We start from the raw sequence: 17,576 nt of genomic DNA on the forward strand, positions 1-17,576 counted from the left end.
CGTCCTGCATTGTAGCACACGGTATGCCAAGTTTTACTCCTGAAACAAGAAGCCTCGGGCCGGTACCGCGACCGGCCCGGGCTCGCTGTCGGACGCCGGTTACAGTTGTTTGGCCGCGTTCTCGACGAAGCTGAAGTCAACCAATTGTTCGACAGGTACGGTGCGCTGGATCTTCCCGCGCTGTTGCCACAGTTGCTGGGCCTCGGTGATCTTCGCGACGTCGAACATGCCGTTTTCGGAAACCCCCGGCCAGGTCATCTGCTCGTACAACGCATCGTCCTTGAGCGGTGTCCGGTTCTTGAGGATCTGTACAACCTCCGCACGGGTTTCGGGATCCTCCAGCGCCTTTAGGTAGTACCGAGCACCCTTGAGATACCCAACCAGGAACGCTTCGAGCAACGGGCGATCCTGTACCATCGGCGGTCCGGCCACGATAACGGAAATCGGAAAGTTGTCGCCGATGATGTCGATCAGCTCGTCGCCAGCGACGATTGGTACACCGGCGCCCAGCTGTTTCGTCGCAATTGTCGCATAGGGCTCTACCAACTCCGCAGCGTCGACAGCGCCGTTCTGAAGCGCCGCTGGCATATCGGGGAGTCGAATAAGCTGCATCTTGATGTCTTCCAGGGTCAGTCCGCCGGACTCGAGCACGAGCTTGAGTTCGAGCAGATCGATCCCCGCGTCACTCGGCATGGCGAGCGCGCGACCGCGCAAGTCCGCGACGGTTCGGACTCCCTGGTCGTACAGCTCCTTGCGGACCGCATAGGCGTGGTAGACGTTGCCGCGCTCGAGAGCTCCTTCGCCCGCGACGATCGTGACATCAACTCCTTGTAGCTTCGCGTTGACGAGCGCTGCGACGATGGCTCCGCTGAAGAGGTGCAAGTCACCCACAGCCAGGAGGGGGATCACTTCTCCTGGCGTGCCTTGCGTGGTGACCAATTCGACGTCGAGGCCGGCTTCGCGGAAGAATCCCTTCTCTACTGCGATGTAGTTGCCAGCCTCCTCCGTCGCGAGCGCGACGCGCATCTTGAGCTTCCGCGTCTGCACTACAGTGGGGGCCGCAGTCGGCGTTGCGGCAGCTCCAGTCGTTGGCGTAGGGGCGGCAGCTGTTGGACTTGCAGCCGGTGCTGCGGCGGTCGGCGTTGCCGGTGCCGGCGTTGGCGTCGGCTCGGCACCGCCGCAGGCGGTCAACAACGCACTGGCGGCCGCTCCAGTAGTGATGAGGAACAAACGACGACGAGTCATAGACGTGCGCACCGTATGCCCTCCTCACGTGATCTCGAACCATCTCCTCGCTTCTCGTGGTCCTGAACTCTCGGTGTTCTCGCTACAGAGACCGGTGATCCCGAGAGGAACATCTCCATTTGGTCACAACAACCGCGTGTGTTCTCTTGCTGGGTAATAAAGTGCTAAGTCACCATGCAAGAGCTATCGGAGTATACAATAGAAAACACGTACCTGTGTTAGGTGTTCGGATATTCTGAACACAAAAGCAGCCCATCTCTGCCTTCATACTAGTGATCCAATGAAGCTGTGTCAAGATGCTGTCATGCTACGGACCTGTAGCGAGGGCATGAAGCGGCCGTGCCACGACGCGCTCGCTGACGTCGGTACACCGTGACGTAGCTGCGCGGCCGGATGATGGAACGACCCCGCTGCCCCTCGGAGGACGGGGCAGCGGGGTCGTGGGACGATCAGGGAACATCAGCTCTTCTGTCGCGATCGGCGCACCTGCTCGCGGTAGCGGCGGGCAGGCTCGGCGTACGGCACGGGGCCGACGGTAACCCACACGTCGGTCTGCACGTGCCGCTCCACCGAGGGCTTGCGTGACCCACCGTTCGGCTCACCCCACACGATGCGGAGCCGCGTGCCTTCCTTGGCGTACTCCTGGTCGATCGTCGCGAGGGAAAGGATACGCTCCTCGTTGGAGCTGAAGCCGGTCCACATCGAAAACCCGACGACTTCGCCGGCATCGTTGAGGACCGCGTCGTACATCCAGGTGGCGTACTGGGCCAGCGGCAGGTCGAAGTACTTGTAGCGCTGCCCCTTGGGCTTGGTGACCAGGCTGGAGAGCACCCGCGCTGCCTCGTCCGGATCCCAGACCAGCGTCACCTTCTTGCGGTGCGGCTGGTCCTTCAGCCGCTCCAGCGCAGCCCGCCCAACGAAGTCGTGGTCGAACTTGATGAGGCGCCCATACCCCAGATCCCACGGCGTGAGGTAGTAGTCCTCGATGTTGGGGCTGACGAAGCTTCCACCCAGTGAGCCGACCGCCTCGTAGGCGTTGGCTGGCAGCCACTCGCGGTACCGCTGCAGCTCCGGGCTGGTGTAGATCGCCGGCAGCGGGTTCGGAATCCAGCCCGACTCGAGCCCGTTCGTCGCGTATGCCCGAGAACCGACCTGACGCAGGCCGAACTCCTTACCGGCCTCGAGGATGGCGGCCTTGACGGCGGGGCCGTCGGCGAAGTCACCGAAGAACTCGGCGCCGGAGACACCGCTCATGCCGTGGTGGAGGAGTCCGACGGTTTTACCCGCGATCTGGACGCGGGTGAAGTGGAAGAAGGGGATCTCCGGGGGTGGGCCGCCGAGCAGCTTCTCCAGGACCTTGGGGGCGTTGGGCCCCTGGATCTGGAAGCGGAAGGTCTTGCGTGGCTTGTGGGGATCGGCGACCGACCACTCGTCGCGCTCGTCGGTGACGTTGGCCCCGCTCGTCTCGGCATGGAACTGTACCCAGTTGTGCGCGCTCGGCCGTCCCACAAGCTGGAAGGTACCGTCTTCAAGATAGAAGAGAATCACGTCGCCGATGATGTACCCCTCTGGCGAGACCGGGATGTACTGCTTGGCCTGGCCGGGCTCGAATCCCTCGAAGGAGTTGATGCCGAGCTGGCGCAGGAGGGCGAAGGCGTCGGGGCCGCGGAGGAAGAGGTCGGTCATGTGGTAGGAGAGGTCGAAGAGGCAGACGGTCTCGCGCCAGGCGTGCTGCTCGTCGCGCCAGTTGGTGAACTCGGGGGGCACGACCGGATAGACCCGTGCACCCGTCTGGTTGTTGTACAGGTACTCCTGAATGTTTGGTGCCTGATCGAACACCTCTTGGAGATTCCTGGCCATCCCTCATTCCTCCATTCAGGCAAACCACTGACCGCGTCGCAGCCTGTCACGACCCACTCATGAGACACCGAGGATGTTGCCGTGCTCGTCGATATCGATCTGCGCTGCCCGCGGCTTGCGTCCCAGCCCCGGCATCGTCTGGATGTCGTTGAGGAGCACGACGACATACCCCGCTCCTGCGAAGAGCCGAAGCTCTCGCACCTCGACGGTGAAACCTTCCGGGCGTCCGAGCAGATTAGGATCGGCACTGAGCGATATCGGTGTCTTCGCCATGCAGACTGGCAACTTGTCGTAGCCATGGCGGGCCAGTTCCTCGAGTTGCCGGCGCGCAGCTGCGCTGAAGTGCACCCCAGCTGCACCGTAGATCGTTCGGGCGATCGCTTCGACCTTCTGCTCGAGGGGCCAGTCGAGCTCATAGACCGGCTTGAATGCTGGTTCACTGGCAGCTGCTCGCAGCACGGCCTGGGCTAGATCGATCCCGCCTTCACCGCCACGGCTGTAGACCTCGACGACAGCCGCGTCGCTCGCGCCCGCATCGATCGCAGCCTTACCGACCAGCTCGAGTTCACGAGAAGTGTCGCTGGGGAACCGATTGATCGCGACGACTGCCGGGACACCGAAGGTCTTCAGGTTCTCGATGTGCTTGATGAGGTTGGGTAAACCAGCTTCGAGCGCCGCAAGATCTTCGCCTCCCTGCTCGACCTCGCGGACACTCTTGCCACCCTGTACCTTGAGCGCACGTACCGAGGCGACGAGCACCGCGGCATGCGGGGCGAGGCCGCTCGAGCGACACTTGAGGTGGAAGAACTTCTCTGCACCGAGATCAGTACCGAAACCGGCCTCGGTAATCACGACGTCGCCGAGTCGGGTGGCCAGCATGTCGGCGACGACCGACGAGGTTCCCGTTGCGATATTCCCGAAGGGGCCCGCGTGGACGAGGGCAGCGGTTCCCTCGCTCGTTTGCACGAGGTTCGGCTTGAGTGCGTCGACCAAGAGTGCTGCCATAGCTCCAGCTGCTCCTAAGTCATCCGCGGTTACCGGTTTCCCGTCCCAGGTGAAGCCGACGACGATCCGCCCGAGACGCTGGCGGAGATCGCGGTAGTCGCGAGCCAGCGCCAGGATGGCCATGACCTCCGAGGCTGGTGTGATATCGAACCGTGTCAAGCGGACGGTACGGGCCGACTCCCCCAGACCCAGGACGAGCTGGCGCAGCGCCCGGTCATTCAGATCGATCACGCGGGGCCACGTGACCGTACGGGGATCGAGTGTGGTCGTTCCCTGGTAGAGTGCGTTGTCGAGGACGGCAGCGAGAAGGTTGTGTGCGACCGTGACGGCATGGTTGTCGCCGGTGAAGTGGAGCGCGAGATCGGGGAAGGGGTGCAGCTGCGCCGCACCGCCACCGGCGCCCGCACCTTTAGTCCCGAAGACGGGTCCCATCGACGACTGCCGTACCGTGATGATCGAGCGGAGGCCGAGACGTCCGAATGCCTGGCCGAGCCCAACCGAGACGGTCGTCTTGCCCTCGCCGAAGGGGGTCGGCGTGATACCCGTAACCAGAACGTACCGAGCGCGGGGAGGCCCGAGACGCTCGATGGCCTCGAGACGGACCTTTGCTTTGTAGGGGCCGTAGAGTTCGAGTTCCTCGGGGTGCAGGCCGAGTTCACTCGCGATGTCACTGACCGGTCGCAGCTTAGCGAGCTGCGTTCCGCCCATCAATCGGCTCCTTTCCCTCACTCAGCAACCGAGCCGCTGCTGGCGCTCCGAGACCCAGGTCACCACACTGCTGACGGCATTGAAGCTGTACCAGTGCACACCGATGATACCGGTGCGGGCTTCGGCTGGCTGGCGAGCGACTTCGTCGAGGAAATCGCCCGGGTCGTACCGCAGTCCGCCACCGGTCAGGAGCCGGCCGACCAGTCCGCGCTGCTTCTCGAGATAGCGGAGCGACGAACCGAGTCCGAGCCGCATGCCGATCCGGATGAGCCGATCGAGCCGCAACGTGCCCGGGAGACCGATGTAGATCGGAAGGGTGAATCCGCGCGCGCGCATCGTGCTGAGCCAGCGGACGAACACCTCTGGATCGAAGACCAGGTTGGTTACCGCATACTGTGCGCACGGCTGTTTGGCCAAGAGGTCGCGTTCCAGGACGTCGGCCGGGATATGCGGGTGTCCCTCAGGGTACGAGGTAATGCCGATCCGGTGCGGTCGTGGATCGAGTTCGACGACGGCCTTGACGAGGTCGAGCGAGGCGGCGAACTCACCAGCCGGCTGTTCCTGGTCGCCACCGACGATGAAGACCTCATCGACCCCTTCAGCCGAGTACTGCCGCCAGAGGTCAGCCAGTTGCGCGCGGTCGCGGATCGCGCGCGCGGCGAGATGCGGAACGACGCGATATCCGGCCCGCCGGAGTGCTATGGCCGTGTGCAGCGTTCCTTCGACGCCGCGCTGTGGGGAACTCGTCACCGCCAAGGTGGCATGCTTCGGAACCGCTTCGATGACCTTGTCGAGGTCGACATTGGGAAGAACCTCGATGCGCAAGTCGCTTAAGAGCGTACACAGGAACTGCGTATCGGCGGTAGCAGCGTTTGTCGCGGGCCTGTGCGAGTCGGTCATCGGCGCTTCCCTTCGCTCCTTCACACGCCTATTCGCTCTCGCTCTGCCTACAACTGCGACTCGGTTGTGTGGTTCGCCGTGCATCCGGGGCCCAGGGGAAGGTCGAGATGGATGCGACCACCGGGTGCGTTAGTTCAATCCTATAGTAAACGCTCGTCACCATTCCCGCAACCAGCGAGTAGCGTTCGCATGCCAGGAATCTCTGGCGAGTGCCCTACTCTGGTGAGAAAGCCGTGGGTAGTCAGGAGGTCATCCCCAGGCGCGACAACGATACGAGCACGCTGGGCGGCGACACGGACGTCTCTCGCTCCGCTGGCACGAAGGTGGTCGTGCATCGTTCGGTCGAGGAGTTCCGTGGGAAAAGAGCGTACCGGACATCTCTTTGAGATTGGCGAAGTGCGCGGGTCTCGGCGATACTTATCGGCGAGGGCGGATCGGGCCCGGTGGCCTGCACGGTCTTCAAAACCGGTGGGCGGGGTGACGAGCCTCGCCGGTGGGTTCGACTCCCATGCGCCCTCGCCAGGGTTTCCCCATCCCCATGCGGAAACCGTGAGCGGAATCCCTTCCCTGCTCCCCGATACGAGGGGGCTCCATGGGCACAAACCAGCAGGAGCAGGCGGCCTCAACGGTGTCCATCACTGGTGGGAGCAGGCAGCACCTCCCTCCTGGGGTGCGGCAGAAGGGGAACCGGTACGAGGGGCGCGTCAAGGTCAATGGTAAGCAGTACACAGTTTCCGGGGCGACACCTGAGGAGGCGTACCTTGCCCTCCAGCAGTTGAAGGCGAGGTTGAACCAACGATTCCGAAAAGAATCGGCAACTGATCACCGGTTCTGTGAGGAACCGGTGCATGGTCGAGGTTGGCAGCCGTGTGAGCCACTCACCCTGGAGCAGCTGCTGGAGCAGTGGATGCGCACTCATACCGAGTGGAAGCCACGCACCCGCCACGATTACCAGGAACTCGCGGAGCGCTGGGTGTTGCCCCTCCTGGGTAGCCGCTCCCTCTCGGATCTGCAGCCGAGACAGATCGAGGAGCTGCTTGCGTACATGCCCACGCGGCAGGCAGCCAAGGTTTATGCCATGCTGAAGGCAGCTCTCAATGCAGGTTACCGCTGGGGCTTGATCGAGGAGAACCTCATGGAGCGTGTATCTCCGCCGCGCTACAGGACCCCGAGGAAAGCCCTGCCGCCATTGGAGCAGGTGGCGCGGGCACTCGCAGAGAACCGCCACCACCCCTGGTGGCCCTGGTTCGCCCTCGCTGTCTCCACCGGTATGCGGCCTGGGGAGCAAGCTGCCCTCAGATGGGAGGACTGGTCGCCGGAGGAGAACGTGCTCTGGGTGCGGCGCAGTGGACAGTACATCGATGGTACCTGGGTCGAGACGCCACCCAAGACGTATGCCGGAGACCGGCGGATCACCCTGCCCACGCCAGCGCAGGTAGCCCTCCAGGCCCAGCGAGAACGGGTACCAGAGGGTATCTCCCTCGTGTTCCCCAGCCGCACCGGGAAGCCCTACTCGGCTTGGGGCATCAATGATGGCCTCAAACGGTTCTGCCGCGAGTCCGGGCTTCCTCCCCTCACCCCGCACCAGCTCCGCCACTACCATGCATCCATCCTCGTCCAGCAAGGACTCCCGCTCACCCTTATCTCCCGCCGCCTGGGGCACGCCTCGCCAGAGGTCACGGCACGCATCTACGCCCACTGGCTCGGAGCCGATGACCGCGCCGCCGCTCAGGCTATCGATGCCACCTTTCCCCCGCTCCCGACATAGGGATACCCCCTATCGCAGCGGCAGACCTGCTGCAGGGTAGCTCCATAAACACGAGGATTCTTGATGGTGGTTTGGGGATACCCCCGGGGGTACCGGCACAGTCCCTTACCTCCCTCACTCCCTCCTCACTCGCTCCTCCCCTGCCCCATGCCCTCACCAGCACTGCCCACGTAGGCAACACCCGCGTCGCCTCGCGGCCACCATCGAAAACCCTCGTCACCATGCGAAAACCACGGCTGCTTCCCTCGAGTAGGACCCGCGTACCCTTCTCCCCTCACCATTGCCTCCCTGTCACCCACCGAATTCGTACCACCTGCACACTAGCCACCCTCCGCGCCTCCAGAAAATCCGCATCGTGGTGCTGATTTTTGCACCACTGGAACCACTGGAAAAACTCTGGTGCGAAACCCCTTGACAACCGGTACCGACTGTGCTATAACGGTACCAGAAGGCAAGAGCGACCCGACGGGGCCGCCAGGAACCTTAACAAGCGAGACAGAAACCTCCGGGTGCTGCGACAGCATCCGGAGACCCTGGAACCGCCGCTGGCTCGCGTGGTACCACACGGTACCAGCAGCCAGCGACGTGGGAGCGGTAGGGCCGCCGGGGTGCGACTCCCCGGGCTCCCAGCAGTGCCGGTTTCAGGGTCCAGAAGGGAGGACCACCATGGTGAACCTCATGCAGCAGGCCGAGGCCATCCGCGAGCTGCGCAAGAACCGCGCCATCCAACTCTTCTACGAGCAGGTGGCCACCACCATCCTCGCCGACGTCATCACGACCACCTGGAAGCGCATCTCCGGTGAGCGCCTCGACGAGACCGACGCAGTCCACCTCGCCCAGGTCGCGATGGAGCAGCTTCCCGACCCGGCCTGGATCGCCATCGGCAGCTGGTTCCGCAGCCGCGACGGCGATCCCCGCGACGAGGAGATCCACGAGGCCGATGCAGAGATCCTCGTCTACCGCCTGGTCGATATGGGCTACCTCCAGTAACCCCTTCCCCAGCGGTGGCAGGTGCGAGTGGGCACCTGCCACGTCGAATGGCACCGAGCCGTTTCGGTGCCAGGGAGACTGGAAGGAGGATCCACGATGGCACGCCTTCGCTCTCTCGAGCTGGAGCTGGCCAAGCTCCTCGACCTCAAGCCCCGCCGCCCACGCCGCAAGCCCCCGACCCGCTCAGCAGTCGAGGCAGCTGCCGTCCAGGGCATCTTCGAGTACCTCTACGATCTGACGCACCGCCGCGAGGCTGCTGCCGCCCAGCGCCTCATTGAGGAACTCGAGGCTATCCCGGAACCCCGCCTCGCTGAAGCGGCTCTCGACTCGATGGAACGGATGCTCATCGAGAAGCACCCTCGCGGCGAGACCATCTTCCGCACCCTCCGCTCCAAGGCACCGGAGCGCCTGGGCCGCGGCTACGCGATGTATCGGATCTTTCAGGACCCAGCGATGGTCGTCGAGGAACTCTTCTACGACTACCTCGATTATCGCCGCTAACCCATACCCAAACCCTCCTCTTCCCCAGCGGCTGCGGGTGCGTAGTACGCACCCGCGGCGTCGAATGGCACCGGAGCGGCCAGGTGCCAGGGAGACTGGAAAGGGGGTGAGAGCAACCGCGACGAGCGGAAGGAAGCGCGAGGAGCCCAGGGATGGGCCGTATCCCCGGGCTCCTCGGTCCAGAAGGAAGGAGGACCAACCGTGATTGTACACGGAATCACTACGCTGCAGCCAACATACTGGGTGCCTCAGCTTAGGGTTTATACGACGACGCAGCTGCCCTTCGTCGAGGATCTCAACCCCACCTGGGTCGGTTGCACCGTCATCGACGGAAACCGCATTCGAGTCTTCCTCTCCGGTCCGCAACCGAACCCAGTGTGGGAACCGTCCTCACCACCGAAAAACCTGCCCACCCACTATCCATGGCCGACGGAACAGTGGTGGACACGGCTCATCCCCATGCCGGACATCCCGCTCCCCGAGACCCCGGACATCCGGGACCAGGTAGCCATCCGCGAGATGGCGCTGGATCGGCTGCTGGAGCTAGGGCGACACGGACAGGTCCTCATCTTCCGGCGCTGGGCGCATATCGGCCCGGCATGGGACGAGGGCAGCTGGATCCTGATCGGGTAGTCGCTGGACGGCAGAGACAGCGGGGAGGGACACCCACTCCCCGCAGCAAGAAGGAAGGAGCCGATCATGGCCATTCGCAACTGGTACCAGAACCTCCAGTCTCACCTCATCCGGGAGTTCCGCCGCCATCGGCGGGAACTCGCCCTCGGAGTGGAACCACGATCCCTCGTCGTCGATGCCCTCGCCGTCATCGAGGACCTCCTCTCCGAGGCTGCACGCGACCTGGGCATCGAGGCCGATGTCCACCAGACCCACTTCCTCACCCTACTTTACCCCGACCTGGCCGCCGAGGCCTGGGCAGCCCTGGCCATCCTCGATGACGAGGAGCTGGCGCGGGAGCGGGCCCGCGAGATCCTCCGGCACGCCAGCTCCATGGGCTACATCGGCAACGTCACCGCCGAGGACCTGGAAACCTATGACCCCGTCCCCAGCCACGCGATGTAACGCGGTATCGGAGGGGGGGGGATCACACCCCTCCCCATAGTCGGCAAGACACGAACAGCAACGGAAGGAAGGAGCAGGACAATGAACCTCCAGCACTGGTACGACAAGTTCGAGTACAACCTTCGAAAGACCTACGACTTCCATCGCCACGTCATGAAGCCACTCGAGGTGCCTGCACCCCCCAGTGTCCACGAAGCCCTTCCCCTCATCGAGGGCTATCTCCAAATAGCCGGAGCCTACTTCGACATCCCCATCACCAACGCGTTGGAGCTAGCTCTCGTATACCCCTCGACGGCGGCAGAGGTGTGGGCTGCTGCCGTCATGCACAAGAACCCCCATGTGGCGCGGGAGAAGGCCCGCGCCATCGTCGCCGACGCCGCCGCCATGGGTTACCTCAACTCCCTCTCCCTCGATGACATCATCAAGTACACCTACGAAGAGTTCCGCGAGAAGCAACTGGAAGAGTACGAAGCGATGCTGGCAGCACGGGGAGGGGCACGATGAACGCCCCTCTCCAAATCCTCGCCGAGTTCCTCGAAGATGCGATGAAGGGCATCCGCGAGGAGTCAGCTCGCCACTGGATCCGCTCCGCCATCCGGCACCTGGACGAGGGGGATCACCCTCGGCACCTGGCAGCTGCCTCGTGTTGCCTCCGCGAGGCGGCGCGGTACACCCGGAGACAAGACCTCCGGAACTGGTTGCAGTCTCTGGCAAGCCATCTGGAACGCGAAGCGTGGAGGTGAGTCATGGATCTGCGAGACCGCATCTACCACCTCCAGCGCAATGACACTGTCGTGGCGCAGGGGCTCGAGCCCCTGCGCCGACACCTCGACGCAATCGAAGCGTTGTTTCAGGAACTCGCGCCTGCTTTGCGCGAGGAGTACGGGCCATCAGCGCAGGTGTGGCTGGCCTCGCTCCGCATCTCCCTCCAAGCCGAGGCCACCGCAGCCCGTCTTCTTGCCGACGCCACCTCAGCTGTCGACACACCCGCCACCCGCATCGCCCTCGAGGCCATCCGGAGGTGCTCCGAGGCCATCCGAATTCTCTCCTACCGTCGTTTCGAGTGCTTGTGGGAGGTGCTGGCCCTGCGCGAGGGAACCCGGGACCGTGCCGACCTCGCTCAGCAGCTCCTGGATGAGTTGCACCGTTGTGCCGCCATTCATTGATGGGAGGAACACCGTGAATCCCTGGGATGTCCTCGAGACCGCGCTCCGTATCGTCCAGCGCTACCTCGATACCGATGATGCTCATTTTATCGCTGCTCAACTCGTTGCTGATTACGGAGCTGCAGTCCTAGATGGGAACCGTGATTGGCGAGAGGAGGTGCGAGAGGCACAGTGGGAGGTGGAGCGATACGCCAAACGCCATGCGTACTACGCACCGTGGAACCCCTGGGACGAAGAGGACTGGGCTTACCTCGAGAACCGCATCCTCGAGACACTGCAGGAAAGGGGCGAGCATGCGGATCCGGTGTCGCATCCGTCTGGGCCGTAACCGCTGGTTCGCACTCCTCTACCTGGATCCCGACAGGGCAAAGGTCCTGTCGGGACCTACGCTGGGAGAACTCATGCAGCGAGTACTGGACTACCTGCTGACGATCAACGAGGAGGTTCCCTCATGACCGGACTAGAGCTGCTGAACTGGATCCGCGAACTGCATCGGATATCACCAGAGGTGATATCCGGAGACAAGGACCTCCAGGACTTCTGGAGCCAGGTTGAATCCTGGTTCCAGACTGTCACCGAGGCAGTTTCCTCCCTCGACTCTCTGCTGCCTGGCCAGGACACCGTGTTCCGTGTCCTCGAGGCGCTGCGCGAGAGCCTCCGCTGGGAACTGAAGCTGAATCGGTTCCTGCTCCCAGCTATCCAAAACCGTCAACCTAGCGATACCACGGCGCACCACGTGGCATCCGTCTTCGGGATGATGTCCGGGGATCTTTTGGACCGCATTTTCACCCGCCTCGCCGTTCTCGCCGAAATCCTCGGTGTCCTCGATGGCACCGTCGAGTTTCCCGAGGAGGCCTACCTCACCTACCAGGAGCTGTGGGGCATGGCCCAGGTAACCGATGCTCTCCATGCGGCACAAGACCTGGACGCATAAGGAAGAGAGAAAGGAAGGAAGCCGTGCAGGATCCGAGATCCGTGTCGTTCCTCGAGAGCCTGGACATCGCGTTCCGTGCTGAACCCCTGGCCGTCACCACCTATGGTGACGGTGAGCACACCACGGCCCGCTACCGCTACCTGGTGGAGGCTTACCCGACGGAGCACCGAGAGGGAGGAATCCGCGGAGTCCTCGCCATGGTGGCCCGGCGAAGCCTGGGCGTCTCCTTCGCCTGGGAGGAGGTGCGTTGGGCCGACGGCGCACCGCTCTCGGAGGCTGAGGCCTGGGTCGCAATGGAGCTTTTGCTCCGCCACATCGCGGCACAACTGCTTTACCAGCACGCCTACGTCGCCGTGAAGGCAGGCGAGGTTCCCGTCAGGGAGGAGCAGCTCGATGCCTGACCCAGCACTCTTCCGGAAACACATCCCCGTCTGGCTCGATGCCACCGTCGCGGAGCAGCTGGAGCGTATCCTCCTCCCCGGCACCCACCCCGCAACCATGCTCCGTCTCATCCTCCGTGCTGCCCTCCGCGAGGTGACCGAGACCCAGCTCTCCGAGGGGGTGCGACAGGTCGCCACCCTCGCCTGGGCCGCTGTCGCTCCGCGCCGCCGGAGACCCGCCATCGTCGAGGTGCTGCCGCGCCTCGTCGACGAGCACCTCGAGGCCCTGGGTGCGAGCTACGCCACCCGGGCCAAGGTTTATGCACTGCTGCTCCCTCTCTCCCCGCTCCAGCGCCTCGCACTCCTCGTCGAGGGGGCGAGGCAGGCCCGCCAGGCACTCGGGGGTGGAGCGCCCACCGAGGATGCCGGTGCGGAAGCGGCAGACGAGGAGAGAGTAGAAGATTGGGAGGTGGACGATGCCTGACCGCAACCGACGAGAGGAGAAGAGGATGACGACACTCGGGAAGCTCGCGAGACTGCATGAGCATGGACTCCCGGATCGTGTCCGCTGGGGGGCGGTAGCCGACACCGTCCTCCAGTGCCTGGAACAGCCACCATACCCACCGGAGCGCTTCTGGGCCATCGACCCGCGAGGACCGCTCCGCGGTGCCTGGGTCGGGGATGAGCATTCCGTCACGGTACCCTTCCGCGAACTCGGCAAGCTCTACCAGGCGGTCTTCTTGCACTCCCACCCACCCGGTATGCCACCCACCGTCCATGATGCCTACCATGCCGTCATCGCCGCTTCCCCGCTGCTGGTCGTCGTCGAGGGAGAGACTGCCCACCTGGTCATGGTGTGGCATGACCGCTCCCCTGGCCTCGTCGGCACGCTCCTCTGGGAGGCACCGGACCTCCGGGCCGGGCTGCGCCGAGCCAGGGGTAGCTGGAGGCGCGTACCGCTCCACGAGGTGGGCGAAGCGATACGGGAACTCGAGGAACGCTGGCAGCAGTTCCTCCTCGCGCTGGAGGAATGACATGTACCTGTGTGGACGATGTCACGGTACGGGTACCCATCAGGGCAGCCGCTGCCCAGTCTGCGGTGGCTGGGGAGTTCTGCCGGGTATCCACTCCACCTGCAGCCGTTGCGGTGGCAAGGGTGCGGATAGCCGTGGCTACACTTGCCACCTCTGCTACGGGAAGGGCTGGGTAGCCTCCACGGTCCAGTACGAGGACCCACGCGTCACCCGTATCCCGGTTGCCACCCTCGCAGCGGTGTGGATCTCGGCGCGAGCCGGTGAACCCTCCCCAGTAGGGGAGCGGACCACTGGTCTCGCGGCGGGTATCCTTCTCGCGCTGCAACGACATCGTGAGGAAACCGGACTCGAACCCGGGGAGCAGATCCGCCACCTCCTGCGCGAGGGTGGCTGGATCCTCATCGCACCAGATGGGATCTGGCACCTGGTGGAGGGCAAAACGCCTACGAGGATCGTGATGTTCCCGGCTCTCGGTTCCCAGGGATCATGAGAAGGGAGAATGCAAATGGCAGCACAGGAAATCACGTTATCTCGGATCCTCCGCGAACTCCGTGAGAAGCACGACATGAGCCAGTACCGTCTCGCCAAGTTGATCAACGTCGACCACTCCTACATCTCGCGGTTGGAGTCTGGTCAACGACGACCTAGCTATGACATCCTCCTCGCCATCGCGAGTGCCCTCGGCCTCGAGACCGAGGAGCGGAAGATCCTCTTTGCCAGCGCCGGTTACCTGCTCCCGGAGGAGATCGAGGCTATTCTCCGCAAGCGCTAGGCGAGGGAAGCACGATGAGTCCTGGTGCGAGAGCCGACGCGAGAGTCGCCGACCTCTCTCCCGTGAGTCACCGCCTGCTCACGCAACCGGAGAGGAGGCATGAACGTTGAAAACGAGAGAAAGGGGTGACGGCGATGGTATCACACATGTCGATGCTGGAAGAGATCTTGCGCGAAGCCGTCTGCTACGACGAGGGAGAGGAGGGCTGGCTCTGCGAGATCCCCGGGGAGGAGGATCTCTGGGCACGCGGGAGGACAAAGGAGGAGGCCCTCGAGGAACTCGCCACCCTCCTCGAGGAGAAGGAAGCCGACGGAGACGAGGGTATCCAGCTCCTCCGACATCCCGGTCCACCGGGTCTCTTCGGGATTCCCTGGCGCTGGATACTGATCCCCTCGCTCCTCCTGGTCTCCCTCCTGGTCACCCTCGTGGTCCTCGCGGACCACCCGGACCAGGTGCAGCCCGTGTCACCCACGGCGAACCTCTGGTCAGCACCGATACCTTCGGCACCGAGTATCCAGAGGGAGCCAGCGGCGAGCCCCAGGGGAGACTGGTACTCGGAGTTCTTCCGCGAGTGGAAGCAGGAGCAGCGCCTCCGCGAACTCGAGACCCGCCTGGCCCTCTGCTCCGACCCGGATACCGGCCTCTACACCCGGGCCACCCTCTGCCGCTGACTCCGGCGACCAAAGAAAAAGGGGATCAGGCCACGTGGCCTGATCCCCTTTCGTTTTCCCGTCGCAATGGAACCAGCAGCACCCTGGGATGTCACCGAGCCGGTCCGCTCCCCTCATCCAGCGGCGGGAACTCGATGACGCCGAAACTCGCCGGTGGCCCTGCCACTGCAGTTGGCCCCTCGTCGCCACCACGCTTCACGTAACGCACCGTGAGGCTGGCAGCTGCCGCGAGGGCGAGTCCTGCACCCAACGCCTCCTGCAGGCTGGCGGGTGCGAACCGGGCTACCGCTGCCACCGCGACACCCACGACCAGTGCTACCAGCGGGGTGAAGCGCCCACGGAGAGAGGGTACTGCCTCGATGATCGTCTGCACCAGGAACACCACGAGCATGATGGCTTGGAAGCCACCGAGGAGGATCCCGCTGACGTCGACCTCCATCTCACGCTCCCTCCTTCCGCTGCTCGAGCTGCGCGACCAGGCGAGAGCCAGCCTCCACGACGGCGCGGAGATCCGCGGCTGCCTGCTCGAGGAGAGCGACGAAGCCGCTCAGCTCGTGAGCCAGCTGCTCCCGCTCTTGTTCACGCGCCTCCTCCCGCGCCGCCTGCAGCCGCTGCAGCTCCTCGCGCAGCTCCAGCAACTCCGCGCCGACGCGCCCTAGCACCACGTGGTAGTCCTCCGCTTTCCCGATATCGGGTCGGTGCTCGAATCGCGCCCTCTCGAAATATTGCACCGTCACCCCGTTCTCCCGGAACTCCTCCGTCAGGGGCCAGCCGAACAGCGCGACACCACCCCGTTCCTCCCAGAAGCGGCGGAAGCCTCCGCCGAGGTGAGCACCGAAGGGACCGACCTGGATGACCGCTCCCTTGTCTTCCACCGGGAGACCACCCGCACCCACCAGCGAGAGGAAACGATCCCAGGGGAAATACGGCCCCGGGTCCGTGTGGCGACCCGAGCCGCCGCCATACTGGGGCTGGTCCGGATCCGGCACGTCGACGTGACCAGCGATCCCAGGAATGCCAGCGAGGAGAGCGGATCTATCGACTCGCCGCACCGGAATCCCGTGCCGCTGGCAGATCTGTCCCACCAGGGCCGCTGCCACCCGCAGCGTCTCCTCCTCCACCGGAGGATTCTGCCTCGCGTATCCCACCATCTCCACGTTCACGGAGGCCTGGTTCACCGCGAAGTTCCCGGCAGTCCACGCCGTGTCGCCTTCGGACACCAGCTGGGCGATCCGGACCGGTTCCGATGGGTCATCTCGCCCCACGACATAATGTGCCGACGCTTGGGAGCGTGGGTTCCGGAGCCAGTTCACCGACGACGTGAAACCGCCCTCCGTCGTGTGGAGGATGACCCAGAGAACGCGCTTGCCGCCGCGCCCACGCGTGAAATTGGTCTCCGGTGCGGGCAGCCACTGCGCCGCGGGATCCAGCATAGCTGTCACCTCCTCGTGCCGAGACATGAAGTCCAGGACCGAAGCGATGTACCCTTCGGGGTCATTGCCGTCTCCGCGTGGAGCCCAGAGAGGGATGATGGCCTCCACGCTGACCGCGCCGCTTCGTGCATAGGGGTAGCGCGTATCGACGAGACGATGCGCGGCATCGCGGAAACCCTCGGTCCAGGAGGGGTAGCGGATGAATCGCCCCTTCTCCGTCTCTATCGGTTCCCCCACACCCGTCGAGCTGCTCCTGGTGCTCCCGGGGTTCTTCGTGTCGTACTTCGCCACGATGCCACGAGTACCGAAACGAGACTCGTGCCAGAAGACGGCCAGGAGGAACGAGGGATCAACTCCCTCGGAGGCGATGGCATCGTAGCTCTGCTCCGCCTCCCCTGCTGCCGGTGACCCGAAGGAGACGAGGATATCTCGGAAGCGCCCCCTGGATATCCTGGGAGAGACACCGACGACTCTCACGACTCCGCGTCCTCCCTGGCGAAGCGCGCTACCCTCGCACCGGGCAGCAACGGGGAGCGGAGGTAGTAGCGGCGTTGCTCGTTCAGTCGCATCCGGCGCTCCAGTTCCTGCACCTTCCGTTGCGCCATGGTGATCTCCTGCCACTGCCGGTCATGCGTCTCCTTCGGGCTACCGATGGAGAAGAGGCCGCGCAAGATCCCCATCATGGCGACCTCCTCTCCAACTTCTCGATAGCCCTCTCAGCCAGGTTGGTGGTGGAGAGCGCGATCTCTCGCCAGGCATCGCGCTCCTTGGCCACCTCCTGGTAGTGCCATCCGAAAACCCACCAACCCCGGGCACCCGCGATCAGGATCAGGAGCAGCAGCGCCACGCTTCCCAGATCCGACAGTGCCGCGAGGAGTTCAGGGTTCAGGATCTCCACACCCACCCCCTTCCACCAGTCTCGTTACCCGAGGAAGACGATTTGCAAGCGGTTGAAGGTTCCGGCAGTCGCCTCGCCGTAAGTGGAGCGCGAGGTGCTGCACCAGATCACGACGTCGATGGTGTCGTTGACGGCGCAGGGCAGGAGGATCTGCCCCGCAGCCTGGACATAGTCAGCCGTGTTGATGTTCTGGTCATAGATAAAGTGCTCGACGCCATTCTTCCGCACTCGGAG

General features: G+C 64.1%; 24 protein-coding genes and 1 tRNA gene. 16 read left to right on the forward strand and 9 right to left on the reverse strand.

What is annotated here, in order from left to right; translation table 11 throughout:
• Positions 1-99: 99 nt before the first annotated feature.
• The 4 genes from OO015_RS00390 to OO015_RS00405 form a co-directional block, all read right to left on the reverse strand.
• Positions 100-1,026, reverse strand: coding sequence for an ABC transporter substrate-binding protein (locus tag OO015_RS00390; RefSeq protein WP_265938696.1), 927 nt, complete (start codon positions 1,024-1,026; stop codon positions 100-102).
• Positions 1,027-1,704: 678 nt separating this feature from the next.
• Positions 1,705-3,105, reverse strand: coding sequence for a vanillate/3-O-methylgallate O-demethylase (gene ligM / locus OO015_RS00395; RefSeq protein WP_265938697.1), 1,401 nt, complete (start codon positions 3,103-3,105; stop codon positions 1,705-1,707).
• A 57-nt stretch (positions 3,106-3,162) separates the two neighbouring features.
• Positions 3,163-4,818, reverse strand: a complete 1,656-nt coding sequence (locus OO015_RS00400; protein WP_265938699.1) for a formate--tetrahydrofolate ligase — start codon at positions 4,816-4,818, stop codon at positions 3,163-3,165.
• A 21-nt stretch (positions 4,819-4,839) separates the two neighbouring features.
• Positions 4,840-5,718: a methylenetetrahydrofolate reductase gene (locus OO015_RS00405; protein ID WP_265938701.1), complete on the reverse strand. Its 879-nt coding sequence runs from the start codon at positions 5,716-5,718 to the stop codon at positions 4,840-4,842.
• Between the two features lie 425 nt (positions 5,719-6,143).
• Here OO015_RS00405 and OO015_RS00410 point away from each other — a divergent pair.
• The 16 genes from OO015_RS00410 (at position 6,144) to OO015_RS00485 (ending at position 15,011) form a co-directional block, all read left to right on the forward strand.
• Positions 6,144-6,240, forward strand: a tRNA-Sec gene (locus OO015_RS00410).
• Positions 6,241-6,310: 70 nt separating this feature from the next.
• Positions 6,311-7,486 carry a tyrosine-type recombinase/integrase gene (locus OO015_RS00415; protein ID WP_265938703.1) on the forward strand — a complete coding sequence of 392 codons (1,176 nt, stop codon included), beginning with the start codon at positions 6,311-6,313 and terminating at the stop codon, positions 7,484-7,486.
• Positions 7,487-8,152: 666 nt separating this feature from the next.
• A complete protein-coding gene (locus OO015_RS00420) occupies positions 8,153-8,476 on the forward strand; it encodes a hypothetical protein (RefSeq protein ID WP_265938705.1) in 324 nt (107 codons plus the stop codon).
• 96 nt (positions 8,477-8,572) lie between these two features.
• Entirely contained in the window at positions 8,573-8,977 is a 405-nt protein-coding gene (locus OO015_RS00425; RefSeq protein ID WP_265938707.1) for a hypothetical protein, read from the forward strand.
• Between the two features lie 201 nt (positions 8,978-9,178).
• A complete protein-coding gene (locus OO015_RS00430) occupies positions 9,179-9,610 on the forward strand; it encodes a hypothetical protein (RefSeq protein ID WP_265938709.1) in 432 nt (143 codons plus the stop codon).
• A gap of 66 nt (positions 9,611-9,676) precedes the next feature.
• Entirely contained in the window at positions 9,677-10,054 is a 378-nt protein-coding gene (locus OO015_RS00435; protein WP_265938711.1) for a hypothetical protein, read from the forward strand.
• 81 nt (positions 10,055-10,135) lie between these two features.
• Entirely contained in the window at positions 10,136-10,558 is a 423-nt protein-coding gene (locus OO015_RS00440; RefSeq protein WP_265938713.1) for a hypothetical protein, read from the forward strand.
• Entirely contained in the window at positions 10,555-10,797 is a 243-nt protein-coding gene (locus tag OO015_RS00445) for a hypothetical protein (protein ID WP_265938715.1), read from the forward strand. Before OO015_RS00440 ends, OO015_RS00445 begins: the two co-directional genes overlap by 4 nt.
• Positions 10,798-10,800: 3 nt before the next feature.
• Entirely contained in the window at positions 10,801-11,220 is a 420-nt protein-coding gene (locus OO015_RS00450; RefSeq protein WP_265938717.1) for a hypothetical protein, read from the forward strand.
• A gap of 13 nt (positions 11,221-11,233) precedes the next feature.
• A complete protein-coding gene (locus OO015_RS00455; RefSeq protein ID WP_265938718.1) occupies positions 11,234-11,548 on the forward strand; it encodes a hypothetical protein in 315 nt (104 codons plus the stop codon).
• 123 nt (positions 11,549-11,671) lie between these two features.
• Positions 11,672-12,154, forward strand: coding sequence for a hypothetical protein (locus OO015_RS00460; RefSeq protein WP_265938720.1), 483 nt, complete (start codon positions 11,672-11,674; stop codon positions 12,152-12,154).
• A gap of 23 nt (positions 12,155-12,177) precedes the next feature.
• A complete protein-coding gene (locus OO015_RS00465; RefSeq protein ID WP_265938722.1) occupies positions 12,178-12,555 on the forward strand; it encodes a hypothetical protein in 378 nt (125 codons plus the stop codon).
• Positions 12,548-13,018: a hypothetical protein gene (locus OO015_RS00470; RefSeq protein ID WP_265938724.1), complete on the forward strand. Its 471-nt coding sequence runs from the start codon at positions 12,548-12,550 to the stop codon at positions 13,016-13,018. Before OO015_RS00465 ends, OO015_RS00470 begins: the two co-directional genes overlap by 8 nt.
• A gap of 25 nt (positions 13,019-13,043) precedes the next feature.
• Positions 13,044-13,568 carry a hypothetical protein gene (locus tag OO015_RS00475; protein WP_265938726.1) on the forward strand — a complete coding sequence of 175 codons (525 nt, stop codon included), beginning with the start codon at positions 13,044-13,046 and terminating at the stop codon, positions 13,566-13,568.
• A gap of 505 nt (positions 13,569-14,073) precedes the next feature.
• The gene (locus OO015_RS00480; protein WP_265938728.1) at positions 14,074-14,340 is read left to right on the forward strand and encodes a helix-turn-helix domain-containing protein; all 267 of its coding nucleotides are present in this window, start codon (positions 14,074-14,076) and stop codon (positions 14,338-14,340) included.
• Between the two features lie 134 nt (positions 14,341-14,474).
• Positions 14,475-15,011, forward strand: coding sequence for a hypothetical protein (locus OO015_RS00485; protein ID WP_265938730.1), 537 nt, complete (start codon positions 14,475-14,477; stop codon positions 15,009-15,011).
• 91 nt (positions 15,012-15,102) lie between these two features.
• Here OO015_RS00485 and OO015_RS00490 read toward each other — a convergent pair whose 3' ends face one another.
• The 5 genes from OO015_RS00490 to OO015_RS00510 are packed head-to-tail and all read right to left on the reverse strand — an operon-like array spanning position 15,103 to position 17,570.
• Positions 15,103-15,450, reverse strand: coding sequence for a hypothetical protein (locus OO015_RS00490; protein WP_265938732.1), 348 nt, complete (start codon positions 15,448-15,450; stop codon positions 15,103-15,105).
• 1 nt (position 15,451) lies between these two features.
• On the reverse strand, positions 15,452-16,921 hold the full coding sequence (locus OO015_RS00495) for an N-acetylmuramoyl-L-alanine amidase (RefSeq protein WP_265938734.1): 1,470 nt from the start codon (positions 16,919-16,921) through the stop codon (positions 15,452-15,454).
• The gene (locus tag OO015_RS00500; RefSeq protein WP_265938736.1) at positions 16,918-17,127 is read right to left on the reverse strand and encodes a hypothetical protein; all 210 of its coding nucleotides are present in this window, start codon (positions 17,125-17,127) and stop codon (positions 16,918-16,920) included. Before OO015_RS00500 ends, OO015_RS00495 begins: the two co-directional genes overlap by 4 nt.
• Positions 17,124-17,342 carry a hypothetical protein gene (locus OO015_RS00505; RefSeq protein WP_265938738.1) on the reverse strand — a complete coding sequence of 73 codons (219 nt, stop codon included), beginning with the start codon at positions 17,340-17,342 and terminating at the stop codon, positions 17,124-17,126. The genes OO015_RS00500 and OO015_RS00505 overlap by 4 nt, the downstream gene beginning before the upstream one ends.
• A gap of 24 nt (positions 17,343-17,366) precedes the next feature.
• Positions 17,367-17,570, reverse strand: a complete 204-nt coding sequence (locus tag OO015_RS00510) for a hypothetical protein (RefSeq protein ID WP_265938740.1) — start codon at positions 17,568-17,570, stop codon at positions 17,367-17,369.
• Positions 17,571-17,576: the final 6 nt, after the last annotated feature.

This window comes from Thermomicrobium sp. 4228-Ro (assembly GCF_026241205.1).
GTDB lineage: Bacteria > Chloroflexota > Chloroflexia > Thermomicrobiales > Thermomicrobiaceae > Thermomicrobium.

Excerpts from the sequence above, each read along its gene's own strand:
- OO015_RS00390 (WP_265938696.1), bottom strand. The coding sequence starts at position 1,026 with ATGCGCGTCGCGCTCGCGACGGAGGAGGCTGGCAACTACATCGCAGTA.
- ligM (WP_265938697.1), bottom strand. The coding sequence starts at position 3,105 with ATGGCCAGGAATCTCCAAGAGGTGTTCGATCAGGCACCAAACATTCAG.
- OO015_RS00400 (WP_265938699.1), bottom strand. The coding sequence starts at position 4,818 with ATGGGCGGAACGCAGCTCGCTAAGCTGCGACCGGTCAGTGACATCGCG.
- OO015_RS00405 (WP_265938701.1), bottom strand. The coding sequence starts at position 5,718 with ATGACCGACTCGCACAGGCCCGCGACAAACGCTGCTACCGCCGATACG.
- OO015_RS00415 (WP_265938703.1), top strand. The coding sequence starts at position 6,311 with ATGGGCACAAACCAGCAGGAGCAGGCGGCCTCAACGGTGTCCATCACT.
- OO015_RS00420 (WP_265938705.1), top strand. The coding sequence starts at position 8,153 with ATGGTGAACCTCATGCAGCAGGCCGAGGCCATCCGCGAGCTGCGCAAG.
- OO015_RS00425 (WP_265938707.1), top strand. The coding sequence starts at position 8,573 with ATGGCACGCCTTCGCTCTCTCGAGCTGGAGCTGGCCAAGCTCCTCGAC.
- OO015_RS00435 (WP_265938711.1), top strand. The coding sequence starts at position 9,677 with ATGGCCATTCGCAACTGGTACCAGAACCTCCAGTCTCACCTCATCCGG.
- OO015_RS00440 (WP_265938713.1), top strand. The coding sequence starts at position 10,136 with ATGAACCTCCAGCACTGGTACGACAAGTTCGAGTACAACCTTCGAAAG.
- OO015_RS00445 (WP_265938715.1), top strand. The coding sequence starts at position 10,555 with ATGAACGCCCCTCTCCAAATCCTCGCCGAGTTCCTCGAAGATGCGATG.
- OO015_RS00450 (WP_265938717.1), top strand. The coding sequence starts at position 10,801 with ATGGATCTGCGAGACCGCATCTACCACCTCCAGCGCAATGACACTGTC.
- OO015_RS00460 (WP_265938720.1), top strand. The coding sequence starts at position 11,672 with ATGACCGGACTAGAGCTGCTGAACTGGATCCGCGAACTGCATCGGATA.
- OO015_RS00470 (WP_265938724.1), top strand. The coding sequence starts at position 12,548 with ATGCCTGACCCAGCACTCTTCCGGAAACACATCCCCGTCTGGCTCGAT.
- OO015_RS00475 (WP_265938726.1), top strand. The coding sequence starts at position 13,044 with ATGACGACACTCGGGAAGCTCGCGAGACTGCATGAGCATGGACTCCCG.
- OO015_RS00480 (WP_265938728.1), top strand. The coding sequence starts at position 14,074 with ATGGCAGCACAGGAAATCACGTTATCTCGGATCCTCCGCGAACTCCGT.
- OO015_RS00485 (WP_265938730.1), top strand. The coding sequence starts at position 14,475 with ATGGTATCACACATGTCGATGCTGGAAGAGATCTTGCGCGAAGCCGTC.
- OO015_RS00490 (WP_265938732.1), bottom strand. The coding sequence starts at position 15,450 with ATGGAGGTCGACGTCAGCGGGATCCTCCTCGGTGGCTTCCAAGCCATC.
- OO015_RS00500 (WP_265938736.1), bottom strand. The coding sequence starts at position 17,127 with ATGATGGGGATCTTGCGCGGCCTCTTCTCCATCGGTAGCCCGAAGGAG.